This is a genomic window from Acinetobacter sp. YH12219, from assembly GCF_013417875.1.
Classification (GTDB): Bacteria; Pseudomonadota; Gammaproteobacteria; order Pseudomonadales; family Moraxellaceae; genus Acinetobacter; species Acinetobacter amyesii.
Window position 1 is genome coordinate 163883 of record NZ_VPDC01000005.1, and the last position, 21567, is coordinate 185449.

Below are 21567 nucleotides of genomic sequence, written 5' to 3' on the forward strand. Positions count from 1 at the left end.
GAGTCGTTATGAAAAATGGCACATACATTAAGAAAAAATGGATGCAATTTAAAGTATCGGCTTTATCTACATCTATTACGGCGCTAATTGTCAGCAGTATTCCTACCCAAATTTCTGCTTCAGATATTGATATTTATCAATCTGGCGGTACAGGCGCAATTAATATTTATTTTATGCTGGACGTGTCTGGCAGTATGGGGAGTACTAGCCTGCCAGATGATTATGGGTATACTGCTACAAAAGAGGTTTGTAATAGCAGTAAAGGGATTACGTATACGCAATCTAAAGCGGGAACTCACTATATAACTTTTGAAGATAAAGGCAATAATAACGGAAACTATAAAAAAGAGGGAAATAACTATGTGTTTGTTGGAGAGAAGAAGGGTAAATACATTATAAAAAAAATCGACATAAAAAATTTTACTGGTGCTTCTAGGTATAATGCGACAGAAGTAACGGTTGAAAGCTGTAATAATGTAAGTACTGATATTTGTCCGGCATCTTGGTCATCTTGGCATAATAAAAAAGGGTGGGTTTGGAGCGGTACTACATTGTCGAAAACCTTATCTAAACATGAGTATGATTATGCGCAAAGTGGTGAAGCCTATTGCTTAGTCAAAGAGGCGGATTTAAATGCATCAAATGCTGCCGACCAAAATTATTTGACAAGAATTAAGAAAATCTGTGAACCTGTGGAGGGTCAGGCTGGAGAATATAACTGTCTTACTAGATTAGCTAACTTAAAAAAAGGCTTTTATCAATTAATTAATTCTTCTGATATCACAAAAGATCATAATTTTGCGATTGGAAAATATTCCAGTACTAATCTTTCTACTGAAATATCTTTTACAAGTATGACGGATGAGGGGAAAGCTAAGGTCGCGGCAATAGTGCAGGGCTTAACAGCCAATGGTGGTACACCTATTGCATCGGCTTATAGAGAAGCCAGCTCGATAATTACAACTGGTAATTCTGTAAGTAATGCTAAGCCATCCTGCAGTGGTAATGGTATTTACTTTTTAACGGATGGACAGCCTGATCCAGCAACAACAGATTTTTTTGAAGATGAAAAAGTTGCCGATTCAGCGCTTGATTATGTTTATGGCAGGGATTGGTACGGTAATGATCTCACAACAGATCATTGGCGTAGAGTTGCTGGTAAAGCTAAAACTTTATATGACGGTTCAAAATTAATTAAAACAGCAACTGTAGGTTTTGGTGGTGGGTATTACTTAACTTCTGATTATGCCAAAAATGGTGAGTTTGAATGTTCTGTGTATAGCCACCCTGAAAAAGGTCTGTGCTTATGGGGCACTAAAAACCAAAAATATGGTCAAGGTGGATTTTACAATGCACAGTCGGCTGAGGATATTGTAGGCAGCATTAAGCAATTTGTTAGTGATGTATCAGTTCCTGTTGAAGGCTCAACAATGGGCACAAGTACAATTCCAGTTGATGCATTAAATTCAACGCAGTTGCAGCCTTATTCGTATTTCCCAATGTTTAAGCCGCTTATTGGCACAAAAGCTCAACTATGGGTGGGCAATTTAAAGAAATTTAAAGTTAGTAATGGTTCTATTTACGACACCTCAGATGCGACTGTTTTTGATCAAGACCAAATTCGCGCAAAATTAAGAGATTTTTGGTTTAGTGAAGCTGGCAGCAGTGATGATGACCCTTCAGTGGGCTGGGGCGGGCATCTAAGTCGTTTAAAAGCTAATAATTTACCAAAAATGGATGGAGCACCAGACTTTAATCGTAAATTGTTTATAGACAGAGATGGCGAGCTTGTAGAAGCATCGGTTGTTTTATCTGATGCAAATAAACTTCCGAATAGTGAATATTTATATGGTCTTTTAGGATTTTCGAAACTGACACTGGCTGATTTTGAAGCATTGGGTGCAATGGATCAGACACAGCAATTAGAATATTTGAAGACTAAAACAGATGCTAGAGGTCATCAGCTAGGTTCTGTTATTCACTCTACACCAGTGCTTTTAACACAAAAAGGCGCAGTCAATGTTGTCAACGGCGTTCAGTCCTCTAAAAACCGTGAAGATTATATTATGTTTGGCACCACGCAAGGTGTGCTGCATATTGTAAAAGCAGGCCAGCAGGACACAAGTGCTATTGATGCTAATGGCGGTACAGATGTATTTAGCTTTGTGCCTCAAGAGTTTATTGCAAATCAAGCGAAAGGTTTTGCTGAATCTTTAGCTATGGAACGCACTGATTCTGTAGATACATTCTTCTATGGCGTGGATGGCCCTTGGGTAGCGCATACTGTATATGAGCCACAGGTGACTGATAATTATAAAGAAGTAGATGGTAAAAAAGTTTTAGAAAGTACAAGCGGGTCGTTGGTTGTAAAGGCAAATAGTTCTAAAAGTCATCAATATGTCTATGGCGGTTTACGTATGGGCGGCCGCAGCTATTATGCTTTGAATCTTTCGGATATGGCGGAACCAAAATTGATGTTCCATATTAATCCAGATGCGGTTGAGTCTGGTCCGTTATCGCATATGGGGCAAAGCTGGTCAAAACCATCGTTAGCTTATATCCGTTGGAATGGTGAAAAGAAACTTGCGATGATTGTCGGTGGCGGTTATGACAAGGAATATGAGGATCCAGCTTTTACCAATAATGATGGTTCAAAATCGGTCAAAGGTAATGGTATTTACATTTTTGATGCTAAAAATGGCCAACTGTTGTGGTGGGCGAGTAAAGGTACAAATACAACTGCGGACGAGTCATCGGATGCTGTTTTAGATAGTGATGGTGCTGTCACTACACCTGCCTTTAATGAAATTGGAACAATGTATAATAGTATTCCATCACGAATTAAAGTAATTGATCGTGATGGTGATGGTATTGCAGATCATTTGTATACAGGTGATTTAGGTGGAAAAGTCTTTAGAATTGATTTAAATCCTAAACATTTTATTAGTGATGATGAAGATAAGAACCAGCCATTTACGTTAAATGCTTTTGAGTTTGCTGATTTGGGACAGCGCCGTTTTTATGAGCCGCCTACATTCACAATTCATAAGTCAGGAATGACACGATACGCAGTCCTGTCGATGGGGTCTGGTGATAGAAGCAGTCCTTTAAGATCTTCTCAAGTGAATGACTTATTGGTTGGATTGTATGACTATGGTGTGACTCAACGAACGCCAAGTGCTCAAGCTACAATTCTTGAGGGGAATTTAAGAGAAATTTATAAGAGCCAAAAGCAGACAGCTGACCATAAAGGCTGGTATTACGTGTTACCAAAACAAAGTGTCGAAAGTGAGACATATCAAAGCCGAATTATTGAAGAGGGTGTTGCGTTAGATAATGATCTGTATATGGCTATTTTTGATCCGCGAAATAGTACAGCTGGCGAGAATGCTACCTCTTGTACAGGCGGCATTACGGGTGAGAGCACTTTGTATAAGTTTTGCTTGCCTGATGGTGATTGTGGTGCCAGCAAAACAAGTGTCGATAAGGTGGGTAAATTAGGTGCAGGTATTCTTGGGCTTACAGTTGGTCCAGGGTCAAAAGATGACCATCGAACATTTATTTTTAATCAGCCGCCAAATCCTAAGCCAGATGAATACGTAACAGCGAATAAGCTTTTGCCGAAGAAATGGTTTGAGTATTCGCCATACAAAGCAAAGAGTAATAAATAATGAAAATTATGAAAGGCTTTACTTTGATTGAGCTTATGGTTGTGGTAATTGTAATAGCAGTAATAGCTGCTATTGCATTACCCAGCTATGCGGCTTACGTTAGAAAAAATCATGAAAAATTAGTCGTACAAAAGATGGGTGATATTGCACTGAAACTTGAAAAAGAGAAGTCACGTAATTTCAGTTACAATAATTTTCCTGATGCAGATATTGAAATTATGAAAAATCCATCTTCCAGTGAGGTGGTTTATACGGTTTCTATAGATCCTCAAGTCCAAACATGGACGATGAAGGGGTGTGTAAATAGTGCGTTAGATAATGCCAGCCGTTATAAAAACTTTGCGCAGAATAGTAAAGGCGCTCATTGTGAATGGTCTGATACCAGTTGTAATGTTCCAGATGAATGTAAATAGGAGGGCTGAAGTTGATTAAGTCTAAAGGATTTACATTTATCGAAATGATTATCGTTGTTGCAATCGTTGCAATTTTAGCGGCAATAGCAATTCCGTCATATCAACAGCATGTACGTAAAACAAAGCGAGTTGAAATGCAAAGTGAGCTTTTAGAAATTGCATCTAAACTGCAGCAGTTTAAGGCAGTACATCATACTTTTACACCAAATGGTACAGCTATTACTTTTTCTGATTTGGGATATGCTGCTGATTATTCGGGTATTGCGAATTTTCCAAAGAGCGGTACAGCTACGTATAAGGTTTCTATTGAAAATGTAACGCAAAACAGTTGGCTTTTAGTTGCCATCACCGATAATAACCAAAAGGGGGATGGAGCCTTAGGTTTAGATAGTCAAGGGCAGAAATGCTGGACACCTAATAATGATTTAACACGCTGTATACCTGATGGCACATCTAATTGGGATTGAGATTAAATTCAAAGCTGTGGATAAGTAAATATTAATCTTTCCCTTTGAATGAATTTAACGTAAAATATTGCCCTCTATGAAAGGGGTTTGAAATGTATCGATGGTCGGTACAGGGATAATCCGTAAAAACTATAAGGTTCTATCATGGTTGTTATTCGTCTTGCACGCGGTGGTGCTAAAAAACGTCCGTTCTATCAAATCATTGTGACTGATAGCCGTAATGCACGTGACGGTCGTTTCATCGAACGTATCGGTTTCTTCAACCCTACAGCTCAAGGTAAAGCAGAAAAACTTCGTTTAGATGCTGACCGTTTTGCTCACTGGGTTTCACAAGGTGCTCAACCTTCAGAACGTGTTGCTTCTTTAGCTGCTGAAGCTAAGAAAGCTGCAGCTACTGCTTAATTAGTAGTAGGTTACCCATGACACCAACACAGAATGTTCCCGAAGATCGTATTCAGATTGGACAGCTACGTTCAGCATATGGATTAAATGGGTGGCTCTGGGTCTATTCCAATACAGAACCTATGAGCAATATTTTTGACTACCTCCCTTGGTACATTGAGACCAAAGCAGGTTGGCAAACAGTAGATGTAAAACGTTGGAAACCACATGGCAAAGGCTTGGTTGTTTCGCTAAAAGGTGTGAGTGATCGTACCGCGGCAGATAACTTGGTTGGCGCAAATATCTGGATTTCTAAATCGCAACTGCCTCAAGCAGGCGTGGACGAGTATTACTGGTCAGATTTGAAGGGCTTAACAGTGTTAGGTCTTGGAGAAGATGAACAAGAAGTCAACCTCGGTCAAATCCACGAATTGTTTGAAACAGGTGCTAACGACGTGATGGTAGTTCGCGCTACTGCTGACAGTGTCGATAGCGAAGAGCGAATGATTCCATGGCATAAAGATGTAGTACAGCGTGTTGATCTCGAAGCTGGTCGTATCTACGTAAATTGGGGCGTAGATTATTAATCCTTTAAGGATTGACGCAGCAGGAAAATAGAGGAGTCTGCGATGTTTTTTGCAGTCATTACGCTTTTTCCTGAAATGTTTGAAGCGATTACAGCCTACGGTATTAGCGGGCGCGCAGCAAAACGTGACATTGTGCAAGTTCATTGTATCAATCCACGCGAATTTGCTGAGGGCAACTACAAAAGAGTGGATGAACGTCCATTTGGTGGTGGTCCAGGTATGGTGATGATGGCTGAGCCATTAGCGAAAGCAATTCATCGTGCCAAACAGCTTGCCAAGCAAGCGGGTGCTGTTCATGTCCCTGTGGTGTATATGTCGCCGCAAGGAAAAACCTTAAATGAACCTTCGGTACAAGATTTCGTCAAATATGATGGATTGATTGTATTGTGTGGTCGTTATGAAGGTGTAGATGAGCGTTTGATCCAACAATATGTTGATCAGGAATGGTCAATAGGCGATTACGTTTTATCTGGTGGTGAACTCCCTGCGATGGTTTTATTGGATAGTGTGATTCGGAGACTTCCGGGTGCAATGTCTGATGAGCAATCACATGTGCAAGACTCATTTGTGGATGGTCTTTTAGATTGCCCACAATATACCAAGCCAGACCATTTTGAAGGTTTAGATGTTCCTGAAGTATTAAAATCGGGACATCATGCCAATATTGAGAAGTGGCGGTTTTTGCAGCGATATCAACGCACTTTAGAACGCCGACCTGAGTTGGTTGAAAAAGTTGAATTGACCAAGCAGCAAAAGAAATGGCTAAAAGATTCCAAGGTTTAATTTTTTAAATCTTATATTAGGCTCTTTATGCATTGAAGCGGTCAAGCATAAAGGGAAAGTCAATCGGGTCTATGCGCTTTAGCCTCTAGCCCCAGCGATGATTAGACCTCTTCTAACTCGCATAATCGGAGATACCCCATGAGCGGTAAACATCCTTTAGTACAAGCTGTTGAAAATGCACAGTTGAAACAAGACATCCCTGCTTTTGCTCCTGGTGACACAGTAGTTGTTCAAGTTAAAGTAAAAGAAGGTGAGCGTGAACGTCTTCAGGCATTTGAAGGTGTTGTAATTGCTAAGAAAAATCGTGGTTTGAACTCTGCGTTCACAGTACGTAAAATTTCTAGCGGTTTCGGTGTTGAGCGTGTATTCCAAACTCACTCACCAATCGTTGCTGGTATCGAAGTGAAACGTCGAGGTGACGTTCGTCGTGCTAAACTTTACTACCTACGTGAATTGTCTGGTAAAGCTGCACGTATTCGTGAAAAATTACCAGCTCGTAAAGCAAAATAATTTGTTTTACAACGCTGTAAAAAAATGCGCCTTTAGGCGCATTTTTTTATGCATGAAAGAAAGTTATAAAACTTCAAGTTTCAAACGGTTGGCATGTTGACGGTGGACTGAAACAGGGTCTGGTGCAAATAGTCCTTTCAAGCCCAATACTTGATTGACTTCATCGAAATGGTTCCACTTATAATTATCACGGACGGTTTTACCCAATTTACTGCTACATTGGCTCACTAAGCCGTCGTTCGGTTGTCCGCTAAATGCAATTGGCTCCATTGCAGTAAAGATCGTATCTGGATCAAGTAAGTTGGTGGTGTTAGATATACCTGTCCATGAATAGAAGCTAATGCCATTGGCAACACTTGAGCCATCAGCACATTTGGTTGCAGGCATACCGAGTGGAAATTTTGCGTTAAAGGCTTTCACACCCGGTTGAGACATACTGTAGATCGAAGCTTTAAAATTTGAAGGGAGGTTAGACTGCTGGGCGAAGTTAATCACTGGGGTCATTAAGGCATCCATAACAGTCGCTAATACGCCATTTAAAATCGGGACACTCTGTACTAAATCTGCCACAGGTGAACCGTCATTGGTTCCTGCGACCGTACTGACAGAGGCAACCAAATCAGGTCGTACACCCGCAATATATCGAGCCGTAGGGCCACCATGTGAGTGACCAATTAAATTCACTTTAGGTTTGCCAGTAATCGCAACCACTTGTTCAACTTGGTCTAACAGTTGTTCACCGCGAACTTCAATGGACTCCAACGGGGAGATTTGTGTAGCAAAGGCCGTAGCCTTATGGCTTGCTAAATCAGGGAGAACTTGATACCAATAATCTAGACCAAAAACGGCACCGCCTAAGCGATTAAAACCAAACATCCCGTGTACAAACACTAGGGGGGTATTTGGTTTCAGCATAATTGTCGATGACTTTTTTAGTGGTCGCTTGCTGTATACCCAATGCAGCATGCGTTTGGGTCACTGCCATACTTGCAAGGAGCGTGGCACAGAGCAATTTTTCATTCCTTTCTTTTTGTTTTGGTTTTCAAACTTTGATTCAGTTTAGTTTGGAAATAGACAAAATTGCCTATCTGACAATTTTTATTGTCATTAAGGATTATAAAAAAGGAAAGAAAAATGTGAGAACTAATCGATAGAATGAAAGATATTTTGTATATTGATTAATGAAAATATCATTAAACCCTGAATTTACAGGGTTTAATGTATAGCTTTACTAAATTATAAACCTTGAAGTTTTAAACGATTGGCATGTTGACGATAAACATCGACAGGATCTGGTGCGAACAACGCTTTGAGACCAAGCACTTGGTTGACTTCATCTAAATGGTTCCAGTTGTAGTTATCACGAATGGTTTTACCAAATTTGGCACTACAGCGTGATACGAGGCCATCATTGTCTTTTCCGCCATCGATCAGTAATGCGGTCACTTTTAGGGCTGAGTCTAAATCTAAAATATTGGTGATTTGGCCAACGCCTGTAAATGAATAGTTGTAAATGCCTTTTTCCACGCTATTGCCATCAGCACAATTGGATTTAGGCAAGCCCAGAGGGAATGCGGCGTTATACTTTGCAGAACCCGCTAGCGTTAAACTTGAACCACCTGCCAATGCGTCATGAGGATAAGTCGTTGGATCTAGACCTTGCGCCCAAACAATGGCTTTAGAGACAAAATTCACAGCTCCGACTAAGGGTGCTTCGACAGCGGTGCCTTCAGCTTTTAAAATTAAGTCTGCTACAGGGGAGCCTTGATGAGGTCCTGCAACACTGGTTAATGAAGCCACCACATCTGGGCGCACACCGGCAACATAACGAATTGTTGGCCCACCATGGCTGTGTCCAATCAAATTCACCTTATCCGCACCTGTGAGTGCTTGGATTTCAAGAACTTGTTGTAGAAGCTGTTCGCCACGCACTTCGGTAGAGTTAAAAGGCGATACGCGAGTTGCCCAAACATTTGCACCATTTCGGGCAAGATCAGGAAGGATTTGATACCAATAGTCGAGTCCAAATGAGTCCGTACCAACGGTAATAAAACCACCCATACCATGGTTAAATACGATTGGATATTTGGTCTTTGCATAGCTAGAACTAGTTTTGGCGGTGACTTGGGTTGCTTGCGATGCAGATACATTACCGATGAACGTAGCTGCAATTAAACCTGCTAAAAATGGTCCGTATTTCATGAGCGATCCTCAATGTATTATTGTTTTATGACAATATTTATTGTCACTTCTAATAAAGCAATAAAGATCACCTGTTGCAAATTGAAAAAGATTAACTGTGACGCTAAATGTAACAAAATAAAAGAGCATGATTTATCAGATCGATTAAAGTAAATAAGAGGGCCGAAGCCCCCTTATTGCATTTAAATTTCAACGATAAGAATTAAAGTCCTTGCAGTTTTAAACGGTTTGCATGTTGACGGTACAGCGCCACAGGATCTTGTGCAAATAGCCCTGTTAAGCCAAACATCATATTGGCTAAATCGGTATGGTTAAGTTTGTAGCTATCGTTAATGACTTTACCGATATAAGCACTACAACGTGCAACCATACCGTCATTGTCTTTATTGCCATACGACAATGGCCCGAGTTGCATTAGGATCGTATCGATATCAAGTAGATTTGTGGTTTGCGCAACACCGGTCCATGAATAGTACTGAATGCCTTTGCTGTCGACTTGCTTTAAGTTTTTGCTGCAATTTTCTGAAGATGCCAAAACACCGTCAGCTACAGCAGATTTTGCAACTGTACTGTTAAATGCAGCAGAACCTGTTTGTGATAATGATTTCATAGAAGCATCGAAATCAATTTCAAGCTCAGGTTTTGCCTGACCTAAAGCAATCAGTGGGCCGACAATATAATCACCTAAAATATTGAAGGCAGTACGAGAAAGTGAGTTGCCTTGAATATCATCCGCTACTTTAGAGCCGTGATAGGTACCTGCAACACCTGTAATAGACGCAATGTACTGTGGTTTTGTTTGAGCAACATACAATACAGTTGGACCACCATGAGAGTGACCAATTAAGTTAAGTTTTGGTTTCCCTGTAATAGCCAAAACATCTTCAACTTGTGCAATTAACTGCTCGCCACGATGTGTTGTGGTATTTGCAGGAGATAATTGCGCTGCGAATACGGTTGAGCCATTTCGTGCCATATCTGGCAAGATTTGGTACCAATAATCCAGTCCGATGGTGTCGGTGCCGATACGTGACCAACCGAGCCAACCATGCACCATTAAAATTGGATATTTGGTTTTTGCGTAGTCCGATTTTGCCGTTTCCTTCACCTGGAGGACGCTAGGCGCAGCTTGAGTGCTTGCCGATATACTCATCGCTAAGCCTGCAACTGCAGCTACAGAGGCCATCTTGGCCGTGTTTACTAAAGATCGCATAAATGTTCCTTGATCTGATGTTGTTTTTATTACTTTTTAATCATGAAAATACTCTCTGTTTTTAAGCAACATCTTTGTGACTGGCCAGGCCATATCTTTGATTTTAGAGAGTTTGAATAGACAAAGATGCCTTGCCATTTTTTCATGCTCGGTTTGAAATTCCATGTCATTTTAGGACATGGGCGGCGTTGAGGTGACAAGTATATTTATATACATTCGTCTTTTATTTTTGCTATTTATTTTAGTTGTTATGATTTAATAACTTATTGAATTAGTTTGTTTAATACTTACAAATAAAAACATTGTAAACAAAAAAAGGACGTCCAAAGACGTCCTGTTCAGTACTTAAAGGGAACCAACTTTTGAAGTTACAGTCCCTGTAATTTTAAACGATTGGCATGTTGGCGGTAGAGCGCAACTGGGTCTGGGGAAAATAGGCTGCGCAGACCAAAGACCATATTGACCTCATCTAAGTGGTTGTGATTATAGTCATCACGGATTACTTGTCCGATGTGGGTACTACAGCGTCCAACCAAACCGTCATTGTCACGATTTCCATAGGCCAAAGGGGCAAGTTGACTAATCACTGTATCTAATACATCTAATACATTCGTGGCTTGCGCTGTACCCGTCCATGAGTAGTAATACACGCCATTGTCGACTTTGGCACCCGACTCGTTGCAGTTCGCTGCCAGTGCTGCGGTTGGAAATTTTGCATTAAATTCAGCAGAACCTTTTTCACTGATTGCGGTGAGTGATGCATCGACACTATTAGGGAGACTCGAGTTGCCTTCAGCCCAAGTAATAATCGGTGCTAAAAGTTGATCGCCGAGTACCCCAAAGACTGAATTAATGGTTTTGTTGGCTTGGATCTTATCTGCGACTAGAGAGCCGCGATAAGTGCCTGCAACCCCAGTTACCGAAGCTACATATTCAGGTTTGATCGCTGCAATATAACGTGTGGTTGGCCCACCATGTGAATGACCAATGAGGTTCACTTTAGGTTGTCCGGTCAGGGCAAGGACTTCTTCGACTTGAGAGAGCAATTGCTCACCGCGAACTTCTGTCGACTCTAGCGGAGAAACTTGGGCAGCAAAGGTATTGGCACCGTTGCGGGCTAAATCCGGCAAAATTTGATAAAAATAATCCATGCCAAAGCTGTCAAAGCCAATGCGAGTAAACCCGAACATGCCATGGGTAAATACAATCGGGTATTTGGTCTTAGCATAGCTTGCCGAGCTATTGGCGGTGACATGTTGAAGTCCAGCTGCAGCTTGGGACTGTGAGGTTGCGGCAGCTGCTGAGGCAGCCATGATTGCGCATAAAAGAGCTTGTGGTTTTTTCATCATTTCATCCTGAAATTGAAGTTGTTTTTAAATTGTTGTTTGCAGTTATTCTGCGAAAGGTAATTTTCCACCTTGATCATGCACAGATTCAAAGGTACTGACGCGGAGCTGATCTTCCTTCGATTTAAAATGTTGATTACGGAGTTGCTGCACTGCTTGTTGTTTCGCACTGTCACTCATATTGCTTTTCACAATGCTGTCACGCTCTGTGAGGTATTGATTTACGCTAGATTTCCAAGAGCTGCGCTGGCTGTCTAGATTTTCAAGGCGCTGAGTGGCTTCTGGACCAACTAAATTTAACCGCATTTGATGGATTTCTTCGCTTGAACCACCACGGGCTTTAATGTCCGCTGTGAGTTTGCGTAAATCTTCAAGTTTATTGATTTGTTCCAGATTTTCTTTCCAGTCTTCTGGGAGTTCATCAAACTGGGCTTTTAGTTTTTTGGCTTTTTCCGACTCAGAAAGTTTTTTGTCATTCACCACTTCCATACGTTTCAGCGTGTATTCGTGATAGGTATTTTCCTTGCCAAATAAACCTTCAATTTCATAATCAGAAAAGAACTGTTTTCTTAAATTCTGGGTGCTGCTATAGATCGAGCGATAATATTGAGGTGATTCTTTGTCGTCACTCGGTGGCTGTAAATGACCTAACTGCTCACGATATTTCATATAACGATCCCACAAATCATAAATTTGGGACAGCGCCGGTTCTTTATGACCTTGTGCAATGTAGGCTTTAAAATCCTTTTTGATTTGATCGATCGACTTTTCACCATATTGAGTGATGAAATATTCAAAACAATTCCGCGTTTGTTCGTTCACGATCAGACGGTTTGAACCATCCATACTGATTTGACAGTTAACTTCCGTGTCTTGTTGACTTGGACTGAGCAGCGAAGAACCGCTTGATGCTTGAGCCGTAGCGGTTTCGCCCTGAGCTAAAGGCGTATTTTGTTGTTGAATCGATTTATCTGAAGGATCATTTTGTGATGCTTTTGGCGCCAGCCAAAATATAAATGCAGCAACTGCGATAACGACCAAGGCTATGATGAGCCAAAGTTTATTTTTTTGCATATCCCAATGCACCTTTATTCCGTTTTTAATTGTTTTAGAGTTCTAAATGCGAACTCAATATGACATAAAATGCAGATAAAAACATAGAAGAGTTGTAAACGTTAGATGTGGGTTGTTACCATTGCGCTGTTCCTGTATTAGCCAAATTTTGACATGAAAAAAGCCTCTCCTAAGATCCAACGTCGTCCTGTACATGGTGTATTTCTTTTGAATAAGCCATTAGGTATTAGCTCGAATGCAGCCTTACAGAAGGTGCGTTGGTTGTTTCGTGCACAAAAAGCAGGACATACCGGTGCGCTTGATCCGCTGGCTTCAGGTTTATTGCCGATTTGTTTGGGTGAAGCGACCAAGTTTTCACATTTCTTGCTCGACTCGACCAAGCGTTATCAAACCACGGTCTTTTTAGGACAAAGCACCACGACGGGTGATGTAGAAGGTGAGGTGCTGATGGAACAAGCCGTACCCGTTTTGACCGAGGCATCTATTCAGCAGGTACTGGCACAGTTCGTGGGAGATATCCAACAAATTCCACCGATGTATTCTGCGCTGAAAAAAGAAGGTCGCCCGCTGTACGAATTGGCGCGTAAAGGCATAGAAATAGAGCGTGAAGCACGTCCAATTTCGATTTATGCCATCGAGTTATTATCATTTAATGAGAATAGTATTACACTCGACATCACCTGTTCCAAAGGCACATATATTCGTGTTTTAGGCGAAGATATTGCCAAAGCATTGGGTACTTTTGGACATTTAACCTATCTACACCGTATTCAAACGGGTCATTTTGATCTTAACCCAAGCTTTACCATTGAATATTTAGAGAGTCTGTCCGAAGCTGAGCGTGAAGCATTATTGCTGCCGGTGTATTCACCTGTCGATCATTTCTGCAAAGTGCAAGCGCCGGAAGGTCGAGCTGAATATTTTAGTCGTGGCATGGAAAGTAATATTGAGCATGCTGCGGAAGCGCAGGTTTTGGTATTTGATGGGGAACGTTGCTTAGGTCTAGCGGAAATTACCGATCGTAAGCGCTTAGTACCAAAACGTGTATTAAATCTTGAATAGTCATCAACAGCCACTGAAGCCAAATTATGGAAATTGAAATCATCTTAAGCCTGCTATTTTTTGCATTTTTTGCTGGTGCAATTGATGCAGCAGTGGGGGGCGGAGGATTAATTCAAATTCCAGCCATTATGAATGCCATGCCGCACTTATCTCCGGCGACGGTGTTTGGCACCAATAAGTTGTCTTCGATCTTTGGTACGGCTTCGGCGTCCTATTCTTTTTTACACAAAGTCAAACTCCGTTGGAAATTACTTGCGGTCATTGCAAGCTGTGCATTTGTTGCCTCCTTTGTGGGAGCAGCTTGTGTATCGATGATTCCTAAAGAAGTCTTACGTCCTTTCGTTTTGGTCATGTTGATCGTGATTGCGATTTATACCTTTGCCAAAAAACAATTTGGTCAGGTGCATGTACGCCAAGAACTGACTCCTAAAATCCTCGGTCTTGCCGCTATTGGTAGTCTGGTGATTGGCTTTTATGACGGTATCTTTGGGCCGGGTACGGGCAGTTTCTTTATCTTCTTTTTTATTCGTTATCTACAAGCAGACTTTTTACATGCCTCTGCTTTGTCAAAAGTCGCCAACTTAACCACCAATTTGGCTGCATTGAGTTTTTTTGCGCCCACAGGCCATGTGTTATTTGCTATAGGCTTAATGATGGCTGTAGCAAATATTTTAGGCTCGATCGTTGGTGTACGTGCGGCAATTAAATACGGTAGTGGCTTTATTCGAATTCTATTTTTGATTTTGGTGAGTATTTTGATTGTACGGTTGGGTTATCAAACCTTTACGGGACAAGCTTAAAACAAATCTTAACAGAGCGTTGCTGAATTCTGTCGCTGAAATGATTAGTATGAAAATAAGCGACTCGTTTGAGTTGTGGATAATAATTAAATTTCATAATACACAATTAGCTAAGCATCAGAGGTCATCACTACAATGAATATATTTGAAGCTTTACGCCAAAGTCATGAAAAGCAACGAGAACTTGCTGAAAAACTCATTCAAACATCAGGGGATACACCTGAGCGTCGAGATTTATTTGAGCTGCTCAAAAATGAGTTATTTGCTCATGCTGTTGGCGAAGATCGTTATTTTTACATCCCGTTAATGATGACTGATTCAGGCCTAAACATCACCCGTCATGCATTGGCGGAACATCATGAGATGGATGAATTATTAGAGCAACTGACGGAAACTGAATTTAGTAATCCAGGTTGGTTGGCAATTGCGAAAAAGTTATCTGAAACGGTACATCATCATTTGCAGGAAGAAGAACATGGCTTTTTTCAGCAAGCGGGTAAAATCTTAGATGAAAAACAAAAGGAAAGTTTAGCCAAACAATATTTGGCGGAATATAAGAAATACAAGAAAGCAGATAAAGACAGTTTGACGGGCTAAACGCAAGTGAAGCCTGAAGACGAATGCAAAATCAAAAAAAAGACGGCAGAGGCCGTCTTTTTATTTCAGCGATAAAGATGAAAATTAGTTTGATCTGCTAGTCGTTGTAGTGCGAGAGGAGCGCATTGTCACCCCGACCGAGGCAAGCATAATACACACCAAAGCAAGCCATTGCCCTATATTAATGCGTTCCCCCAATACCACCATACCCGTAATGGCTGCCAAAGCAGGCGAGATACTCGACAATGTGCCATAACTCAGCTTACTTAGAATCTTCAATGCTTTGAGGTCTAGGGCGTAAGGAATCGCTGTGGCTAAAATGGCAATCAACAAGGCTTTAGGCCAATATTGTGTGTCCATTAAAGCTGCTGCATTGTTATAAAGGCCGATAGGTAATAAGGTCAATGCCGATAAACTAATGGCAATGGTCAGTGCATGCATGCCAATATTTTGGTGTACCACTTTTTGCCCGAAATAAATATAAAAGGCCCAACAGAGTCCGGCAGCCAATGCACAAGCCGCACCAATCAGTGAGAAATTGCCGCTTTGAGCTTGTCCCCAAGGCACCATCAACGCAATCCCTAAGATTGCTAAAAAGACCCAAATATAGTCACTACGATTTTTAATCGACAGCAGTGCCAAACCTAGCGGCCCAATAAACTCGAGTCCTACGGCAATGCCTTGAGGGAGTTTGCCCAGTGACATATAGAACAAGACATTCATGAGGCACAGTGCTGCGCTATAGCAGAGCAGATCACGCCATTTTAAAAACGACAGTCGTTTTAAAATGTGCCATGAACGAAACATTAAACAAATAATAATTGAAGCAAAACAGAGTCGTAAAATGGTCACACTGAGTGGATCAAGCACCAAAAATAATTGTTTGGCGAATGATGCACTGATCTGATAGGAAATCATGGAAAGTACCATGAAAACGACTGCTAATAATTGTGAGTTTGGCATGCGGCACGCTGTGGTGGGGGGAACAAAGTACCCCAATTTTTAATTCTGCTCAGTATAGCGGTTAATATTGAATTATTGATGACTTTTCAGAGGCAGAAATGCAATTTGCAGGTTTTGAATTTAAAAAAATTGAATATAAAAAATCGTCTTTAAATCGCCACCATTTTTAAATTCAAAATAAAAAATGGAGATATTTTCAAAAGATTAAGGCGGTTTGAATTTAAATTGATTTGGCCTTTTGCGTGGTATAGGTACACCCAATCGATGCACAGATGATGACAGCAAGGGCTAACCACTGGGTCCACAGCAATTGTTCATTTAAGAAAACAAAACCAGAGAGTGCTGCAATTGCAGGTTCTAGGCTCATGAGCGTTCCGAAACTGAGTGCCGTTAAATTGCGGAGCGCAATCATTTCTAGAGTAAAAGGTAAAGCACTGGCTAGGGTCGCAAGTGCAATAAAATACAGCAGACTACTTGGCTCAAACGCCTGTGCCGGCATACCTGCAAAGATTGCGATGGGCATCAGAACACACATGCCGACGAACATGCCTAAGCAAACGGTATGATTGCCTGAGACCCCTGATGGTTTTTGACCTGCCACGATATAGAGTGCCCAACACGCACCTGCACCGAGGGCGAGGGCAATGCCCACGGGGTCAAGTCGTTGTGCAGCTTGGTCAAAAGGAAAAAGTAGGATAAGGCCTAAAATAGCCAGTCCGACCCAAATAAAATCAAATTTTCGGCGTGCAGCAAATAGTGCGACACTGAGCGGACCAATAAATTCAAAAGACACGGCAATGCCGAGAGGCAGGCGATCAATCGACAAGTAAAATAATACATTCATCCCTGCTAAGGCACAGCCATAGCTGATAATTGCAGACCATTTGACTTGTTTAAAATTGATCTGCCAAACTTTAAAAATAATCGCCAAGATTAATGCACCGAGCAGTAAACGCATCGCGGACACGGTCAGGATGGGAAACTGACCAAACAGGTACTTGGCGAAAGAACCACTGCTTTGCATACTGATCATTGCAATAAGCAAGATCAGTGGTGCTTGTAGGGCAGGGGTAATTTTAAAATTTGGCATAGACTAAATTTGTTTCGATGACTCGAATAGCGGGAGATTGGCAAAAGCCAGATTTTAAAAGTCTACTACAATAAAAAAACCACAGCCCGAAGGCTGTGGCTTCAGAGTCTAATGCGATTAGAACAATACGCGAACGCGGATGGTACCTTCAACTTCGTGAAGTGTATCCAATGCTTCTTTAGAAGCAGTTGCATCAACGTCCATCACAAGATAGCCCACATCGCCTTTTGTCATTAATGACTGACCAGAGATGTTGATACCGTGTTCAGCAAACAAGTTGTTGATTTTTGAAAGAACGCCTGGCACGTTTTTGTGGATATGAAGTAAACGGTGTTTGCCTTCAGTCAACGGTAACGCGATTTCTGGGAAGTTCACTGCAGATAAAGTCATACCTTTATCAGAGTAAGCAACGAATTTTTCAGCCACTTCTAGACCGATGTTCGCTTGCGCTTCCATTGTTGAACCACCCACGTGAGGAGTCAAAATCACGTTGTCTAAGCCACGAAGTGGAGAAACGAATTCTTCACCGTTTGCTTTCGGTTCTTTAGGGAATACGTCTACAGCAGCACCAGCAATATGACCAGATTTGATTGCATCAGCAAGATCTTCAATGATGACACATGTACCACGTGCAGCATTGAGGAAGATTGCGCCTTCTTTCATTTGAGCAAATTGGTCTTTGCCGAAGAAGTTACGTGTAGATGGAACGTCAGGAACGTGTAAAGAAACCACGTCTGCATTGGCAAGAAGTTCACCCATAGAACCGACTTGACGTGCATTACCCATTGGAAGTTTAGTTACGGCATCGTAATAAATTACGTGCATACCTAAACTTTCAGCAAGTACAGAAAGTTGCGAGCCAATCGAACCGTAACCAACAATACCTAAAGTTTTACCACGAGTTTCAAATGAACCGACTGCAGACTTGTTCCAACCACCACGGTGAGTTGAAGCAGATTTTGCAGGAACACCACGAAGTAATAGAATCGCTTCAGCAAGTACTAGTTCAGCAACTGAACGCGTATTTGAGTATGGTGCGTTAAATACTGGAATACCGCGAATCATTGCAGCATTTAAGTTCACTTGGTTTGTACCGATACAGAAACAACCCACAGCAATCAGTTTGTTCGCCGCTTCAAAAACTTCTTCAGTTAATTGAGTACGTGAACGAATACCAATGAAGTGAGCATCTTTAACCGCTTCTTTCAACGCTTCACCCTCAAGCGCAGTTTTACGGTAGTCAATGTTGGTGTATCCAGCAGCATTTAGAGTGTCGATTGCGTTTTGGTGAACGCCTTCTAACAACAAGAAACGAATTTTATCTTTAGGTAAAGAAAGATGTTGGCTCATTACGGCTCCGCTACAAAGGCCAAATTTAGTGCGCATATAATAGCATAGGAAGTCGCCTGATATACATTTCCTTTATGACCGACGTCATGGCTATTTTGGCGAATGATGAGTCAATTTTTTTAGATTTGGTCTAATTAACTTGGTCATATTCCTCGTGACATTTTGAAATCACGTTTTTCTTTGGGTTTTGTCAAAAAAAGCCCAGTTATAGCTTATAATGGTGCCGCTCAAAATCATCATGACCAAGTCCCTGACATTTTGATGCGCTCTGTTTCAGGCTTTTTCCCTTGAAATATGCGTTACCGCAGTTTTGACTGAATGAAGTCTGGACCTTTAAAAAAACTTGTTTACTTCTTGCAAGGTCTGAAAACGATGAATGCTCCAGTCGCTTTAACCCCAGAGTTATTGACCCAATTGACCGCTATTGTTGGCGAAAGCCGTATTAAAACAGATGCGGATAGTCTCCAAAATTGGGGTCGTGACCATACTAAGCACTTCGATCCAAATCCTTCGGTCGTCGTTTTCCCTTCAAGCACAGAGCAAGTTCAACAAATTGTTAAGCTGGCAAACCAATTTAATGTCGCGATTACCCCAAGTGGCGGTCGTACAGGTTTATCAGCAGGTGCTGTGGCTGCTAACGGTGAAATCGTGGTGAGCATGGACAAGATGAACCAAATCTTGGAATTCTTCCCAGCTGACCGTATGGTTCGCGTACAAGCAGGTGTAGTGACTGAACAACTTCAGAACTATGCTGAAGAACAAGGCATGTACTACCCAGTTGATTTTGCATCTTCAGGTTCATCACAAATTGGCGGTAACATCGGTACCAATGCCGGCGGTATTAAAGTGATTAAATACGGCATGACTCGTAACTGGGTGTTGGGCATGACTGTGGTTACTGGTAAAGGTGACATCCTGCGCTTGAATAAAGGCATGATCAAAAACGCGACGGGTTATGCACTTCAGCACTTATTTATTGGTGGTGAAGGTACTTTAGGCCTCGTGACGGAAGCTGAAATCAAACTTGAACGCCAACCCCATGACTTACAAGTATTGGTTCTCGGTGTGCCTGATTTTGATGCGATTATGCCTGTTCTACATGCCTTCCAAAAGAAAATCGACCTGACTGCATTTGAGTTCTTTGGTGAACTTGCGATGCAAAAAGTATTGGACAATGGTCATGTACAACGTCCGTTTGAAACACCATGTCCGTTCTATGTATTACTTGAGTTTGAAGCACCATTTGAACCGATCATGGATGCGGCAATGGAAATCTTTGAACATTGCATGGAACAAGGTTGGGTACTGGATGGCGTGATGAGCCAAAGCTTAGACCAAGTACATAGCTTATGGCGTTTACGCGAAGACATTTCAGAGTCAATCGCACCGTTCACACCATACAAAAATGACATCTCAGTTCTGATTACACATGTGCCTGCATTTATTAAAGAAATTGATGCAATTGTGGAAGCGAACTACCCAGACTTTGAAATTTGCTGGTTCGGTCATATTGGTGACGGTAACTTGCACTTAAATATTTTGAAACCTGCGGATTTAAGTAAAGATGAATTCTTTGCAAAATGCCAAGTGGTGAACAAATACGTATTTGAAACTGTGAAAAAATATGACGGTTCAATTTCTGCAGAACATGGCGTGGGTATGACCAAAAAACCTTACCTCGATTACACACGTTCAGCAGAAGAAATCGAATATATGAAAGCATTGAAAAAAGTATTCGATCCAAATGCAATTATGAACCCAGGTAAATTGTTCGATCTTTAATATTTAAAGACGTACTAGAACGCATCTTCGGATGCGTTTTTTATGGCTATAGCACGACTTTTTAGCCACGCATGGATGAGAGACCACACATTGATTTTTGGAATGGAGTACTTCTTTTACATTGCTTAAATAGTGTTTTGGACAAATGTTCGGCATGATAGGTCTGAATAATAAATTTGAGTTGCTTCTATGTATCGTTTAATTGCTGTGTCTACATTGTGTGTGGGGATGTTGGCGGGTTGTGCGACAACGCAGAAAATTGTGTCTAAAGTCGGTTCTTCTGCTACGCCACTCGATCAGGTATTAAAAGAACGTCCTGATTTACGTAAAGAGCTGTCGACTGTGGAAATTCGTCAGTATTTTAACCGTGTCGAGTCGCCAAATGCGGGGCAGGTGAAAGTGACGGAAACGGGTTTGATGGATGATTCGGTGAAATCGGTTCGTACCATTTATAGTTTTAGATTGGTGGATGGTGACTGGCAGCGTGTAAATACGCAGAAGGAATATCAGTGCCAACGTGGTAAAAATACCAAGACTTTCCAATCGGCGAAGTGTCCTTAATAAATCTTTAATTTATGGTTGAAATTTAGGCATGTGTGCCTCATAAAAAGCGTATCGATTGATGCGCTTTTTTATTGGGATAAATAAGAACAATGAATATTTTAATTGTCGGAAACGGTTTTGATTTATCACATTATTTGCCGACGAAGTATGACCATTTTATGGTGGCAATGGATGTCATAGAAAATTGGGACGAAGCCAAAGATGATATGGGCTTTGATGATCTTTTTGGATCATTGTATGAAAAAGAAGATTATTTCTTTGGATATACAAAGGCAATGTATAAAACTGATGAAATAAAAATATCGGTCAATGAAATTAAAAGGTTAAAAGAGAAACTAAAGGGTAATGTGTGGTATCAGTATTTTTCGGATCATGTAAGAGAAGTGAAAACTTGGATTGATTTTGAATTAAAAATTGAAGATGCTTTAAAAAGTTTATGCAAATTTTTTAAAAAAATTGAAGAAAATTTTAATACATCAGGAGTATGTGATGCTGCTATTCATTTGTTAGAAATAGATAGGCAGCAAATTCTTGGAAACTATTATATTTCACGGCTTGAATGTGAACAGCTGTTTTTATTAAAACTTATTAGGGTCTGTTGACATTTGTTGATTAAAAAAATAGCGAGATAGTAAAATTAAATCGCCAAACCCAATTTTACACTCGCTATGCCTCGAACAATGCTAAATGATCAACACTGGTCCAAGTTACT

At 41.0% G+C, this 21567-nt stretch carries 19 protein-coding genes and 2 pseudogenes; 13 read left to right on the forward strand and 8 right to left on the reverse strand.

The genetic code is table 11. The annotated features are described in order from the left end of the window. The first annotated feature begins 8 nt into the window (after positions 1-8). The 7 genes from FTV04_RS05210 to rplS all read left to right on the forward strand — a co-directional run bounded on the left by FTV04_RS05210 (position 9) and on the right by rplS (position 6812). Complete coding sequence (locus tag FTV04_RS05210; RefSeq protein ID WP_180088961.1) at positions 9-3671, forward strand: pilus assembly protein; 3663 nt, start codon at positions 9-11, stop codon at positions 3669-3671. After that, positions 3671-4084, forward strand: a complete 414-nt coding sequence (locus FTV04_RS16945; protein ID WP_180088962.1) for a type IV pilin protein — start codon at positions 3671-3673, stop codon at positions 4082-4084. Before FTV04_RS05210 ends, FTV04_RS16945 begins: the two co-directional genes overlap by 1 nt. Before the next feature lie 14 nt (positions 4085-4098). Further along, positions 4099-4551, forward strand: coding sequence for a type IV pilin protein (locus FTV04_RS05220; protein ID WP_373688119.1), 453 nt, complete (start codon positions 4099-4101; stop codon positions 4549-4551). A 144-nt stretch (positions 4552-4695) separates the two neighbouring features. Then, the gene (gene rpsP / locus FTV04_RS05225; RefSeq protein ID WP_078189354.1) at positions 4696-4953 is read left to right on the forward strand and encodes a 30S ribosomal protein S16; all 258 of its coding nucleotides are present in this window, start codon (positions 4696-4698) and stop codon (positions 4951-4953) included. Positions 4954-4970: 17 nt separating this feature from the next. Further along, complete coding sequence (rimM, locus tag FTV04_RS05230) at positions 4971-5519, forward strand: ribosome maturation factor RimM (protein ID WP_078189353.1); 549 nt, start codon at positions 4971-4973, stop codon at positions 5517-5519. A gap of 42 nt (positions 5520-5561) precedes the next feature. Continuing rightward, positions 5562-6302, forward strand: a complete 741-nt coding sequence (gene trmD / locus FTV04_RS05235; RefSeq protein WP_180064838.1) for a tRNA (guanosine(37)-N1)-methyltransferase TrmD — start codon at positions 5562-5564, stop codon at positions 6300-6302. 138 nt (positions 6303-6440) lie between these two features. After that, complete coding sequence (gene rplS / locus FTV04_RS05240; RefSeq protein WP_078189351.1) at positions 6441-6812, forward strand: 50S ribosomal protein L19; 372 nt, start codon at positions 6441-6443, stop codon at positions 6810-6812. 63 nt (positions 6813-6875) lie between these two features. Here the strand turns inward: rplS and FTV04_RS05245 are convergent. From FTV04_RS05245 to FTV04_RS05265, 5 genes and pseudogenes are all read right to left on the reverse strand, one after another. After that, positions 6876-7797: pseudogene (locus FTV04_RS05245) on the reverse strand (esterase/lipase family protein). Between the two features lie 251 nt (positions 7798-8048). Next, positions 8049-9014, reverse strand: a complete 966-nt coding sequence (locus FTV04_RS05250; RefSeq protein WP_180062828.1) for a triacylglycerol lipase — start codon at positions 9012-9014, stop codon at positions 8049-8051. Between the two features lie 202 nt (positions 9015-9216). After that, entirely contained in the window at positions 9217-10227 is a 1011-nt protein-coding gene (locus FTV04_RS05255; RefSeq protein WP_180039415.1) for a triacylglycerol lipase, read from the reverse strand. 368 nt (positions 10228-10595) lie between these two features. Continuing rightward, positions 10596-11573 carry a lipase family alpha/beta hydrolase gene (locus FTV04_RS05260; protein ID WP_373688118.1) on the reverse strand — a complete coding sequence of 326 codons (978 nt, stop codon included), beginning with the start codon at positions 11571-11573 and terminating at the stop codon, positions 10596-10598. Between the two features lie 45 nt (positions 11574-11618). Continuing rightward, positions 11619-12647 carry a lipase secretion chaperone gene (locus FTV04_RS05265; protein ID WP_180088965.1) on the reverse strand — a complete coding sequence of 343 codons (1029 nt, stop codon included), beginning with the start codon at positions 12645-12647 and terminating at the stop codon, positions 11619-11621. 153 nt (positions 12648-12800) lie between these two features. Between FTV04_RS05265 and truB the strand changes: the two genes are divergently transcribed. From truB to FTV04_RS05280, 3 genes are all read left to right on the forward strand, one after another. After that, positions 12801-13709, forward strand: a complete 909-nt coding sequence (gene truB / locus FTV04_RS05270; protein WP_180088966.1) for a tRNA pseudouridine(55) synthase TruB — start codon at positions 12801-12803, stop codon at positions 13707-13709. A 26-nt stretch (positions 13710-13735) separates the two neighbouring features. Next, a complete protein-coding gene (locus FTV04_RS05275; RefSeq protein ID WP_180088967.1) occupies positions 13736-14509 on the forward strand; it encodes a TSUP family transporter in 774 nt (257 codons plus the stop codon). 135 nt (positions 14510-14644) lie between these two features. Next, the gene (locus FTV04_RS05280) at positions 14645-15106 is read left to right on the forward strand and encodes a hemerythrin domain-containing protein (protein ID WP_078192502.1); all 462 of its coding nucleotides are present in this window, start codon (positions 14645-14647) and stop codon (positions 15104-15106) included. Between the two features lie 84 nt (positions 15107-15190). Here the strand turns inward: FTV04_RS05280 and FTV04_RS05285 are convergent, their stop codons facing one another. The 3 genes from FTV04_RS05285 to serA all read right to left on the reverse strand — a co-directional run bounded on the left by FTV04_RS05285 (position 15191) and on the right by serA (position 18509). Continuing rightward, positions 15191-16069 carry a DMT family transporter gene (locus FTV04_RS05285; protein WP_180059152.1) on the reverse strand — a complete coding sequence of 293 codons (879 nt, stop codon included), beginning with the start codon at positions 16067-16069 and terminating at the stop codon, positions 15191-15193. Between the two features lie 220 nt (positions 16070-16289). Then, positions 16290-17159 (reverse strand): EamA family transporter, encoded by an 870-nt coding sequence (locus FTV04_RS05290; RefSeq protein ID WP_180088968.1) that lies wholly within the window; start codon positions 17157-17159, stop codon positions 16290-16292. A 117-nt stretch (positions 17160-17276) separates the two neighbouring features. Then, a complete protein-coding gene (gene serA / locus FTV04_RS05295) occupies positions 17277-18509 on the reverse strand; it encodes a phosphoglycerate dehydrogenase (protein WP_078192852.1) in 1233 nt (410 codons plus the stop codon). A 372-nt stretch (positions 18510-18881) separates the two neighbouring features. Here serA and FTV04_RS05300 point away from each other — a divergent pair, with 372 nt between their 5' ends. The 3 genes and pseudogenes from FTV04_RS05300 to FTV04_RS05310 all read left to right on the forward strand — a co-directional run. Then, positions 18882-20291 (forward strand): FAD-binding oxidoreductase, encoded by a 1410-nt coding sequence (locus tag FTV04_RS05300; protein ID WP_078189543.1) that lies wholly within the window; start codon positions 18882-18884, stop codon positions 20289-20291. 189 nt (positions 20292-20480) lie between these two features. After that, complete coding sequence (locus tag FTV04_RS05305) at positions 20481-20852, forward strand: hypothetical protein (protein WP_180088969.1); 372 nt, start codon at positions 20481-20483, stop codon at positions 20850-20852. Between the two features lie 92 nt (positions 20853-20944). Then, positions 20945-21319, forward strand: a pseudogene (locus FTV04_RS05310) (AbiH family protein); the annotation flags it as partial. Between the last annotated feature and the right edge of the window lie 248 nt (positions 21320-21567).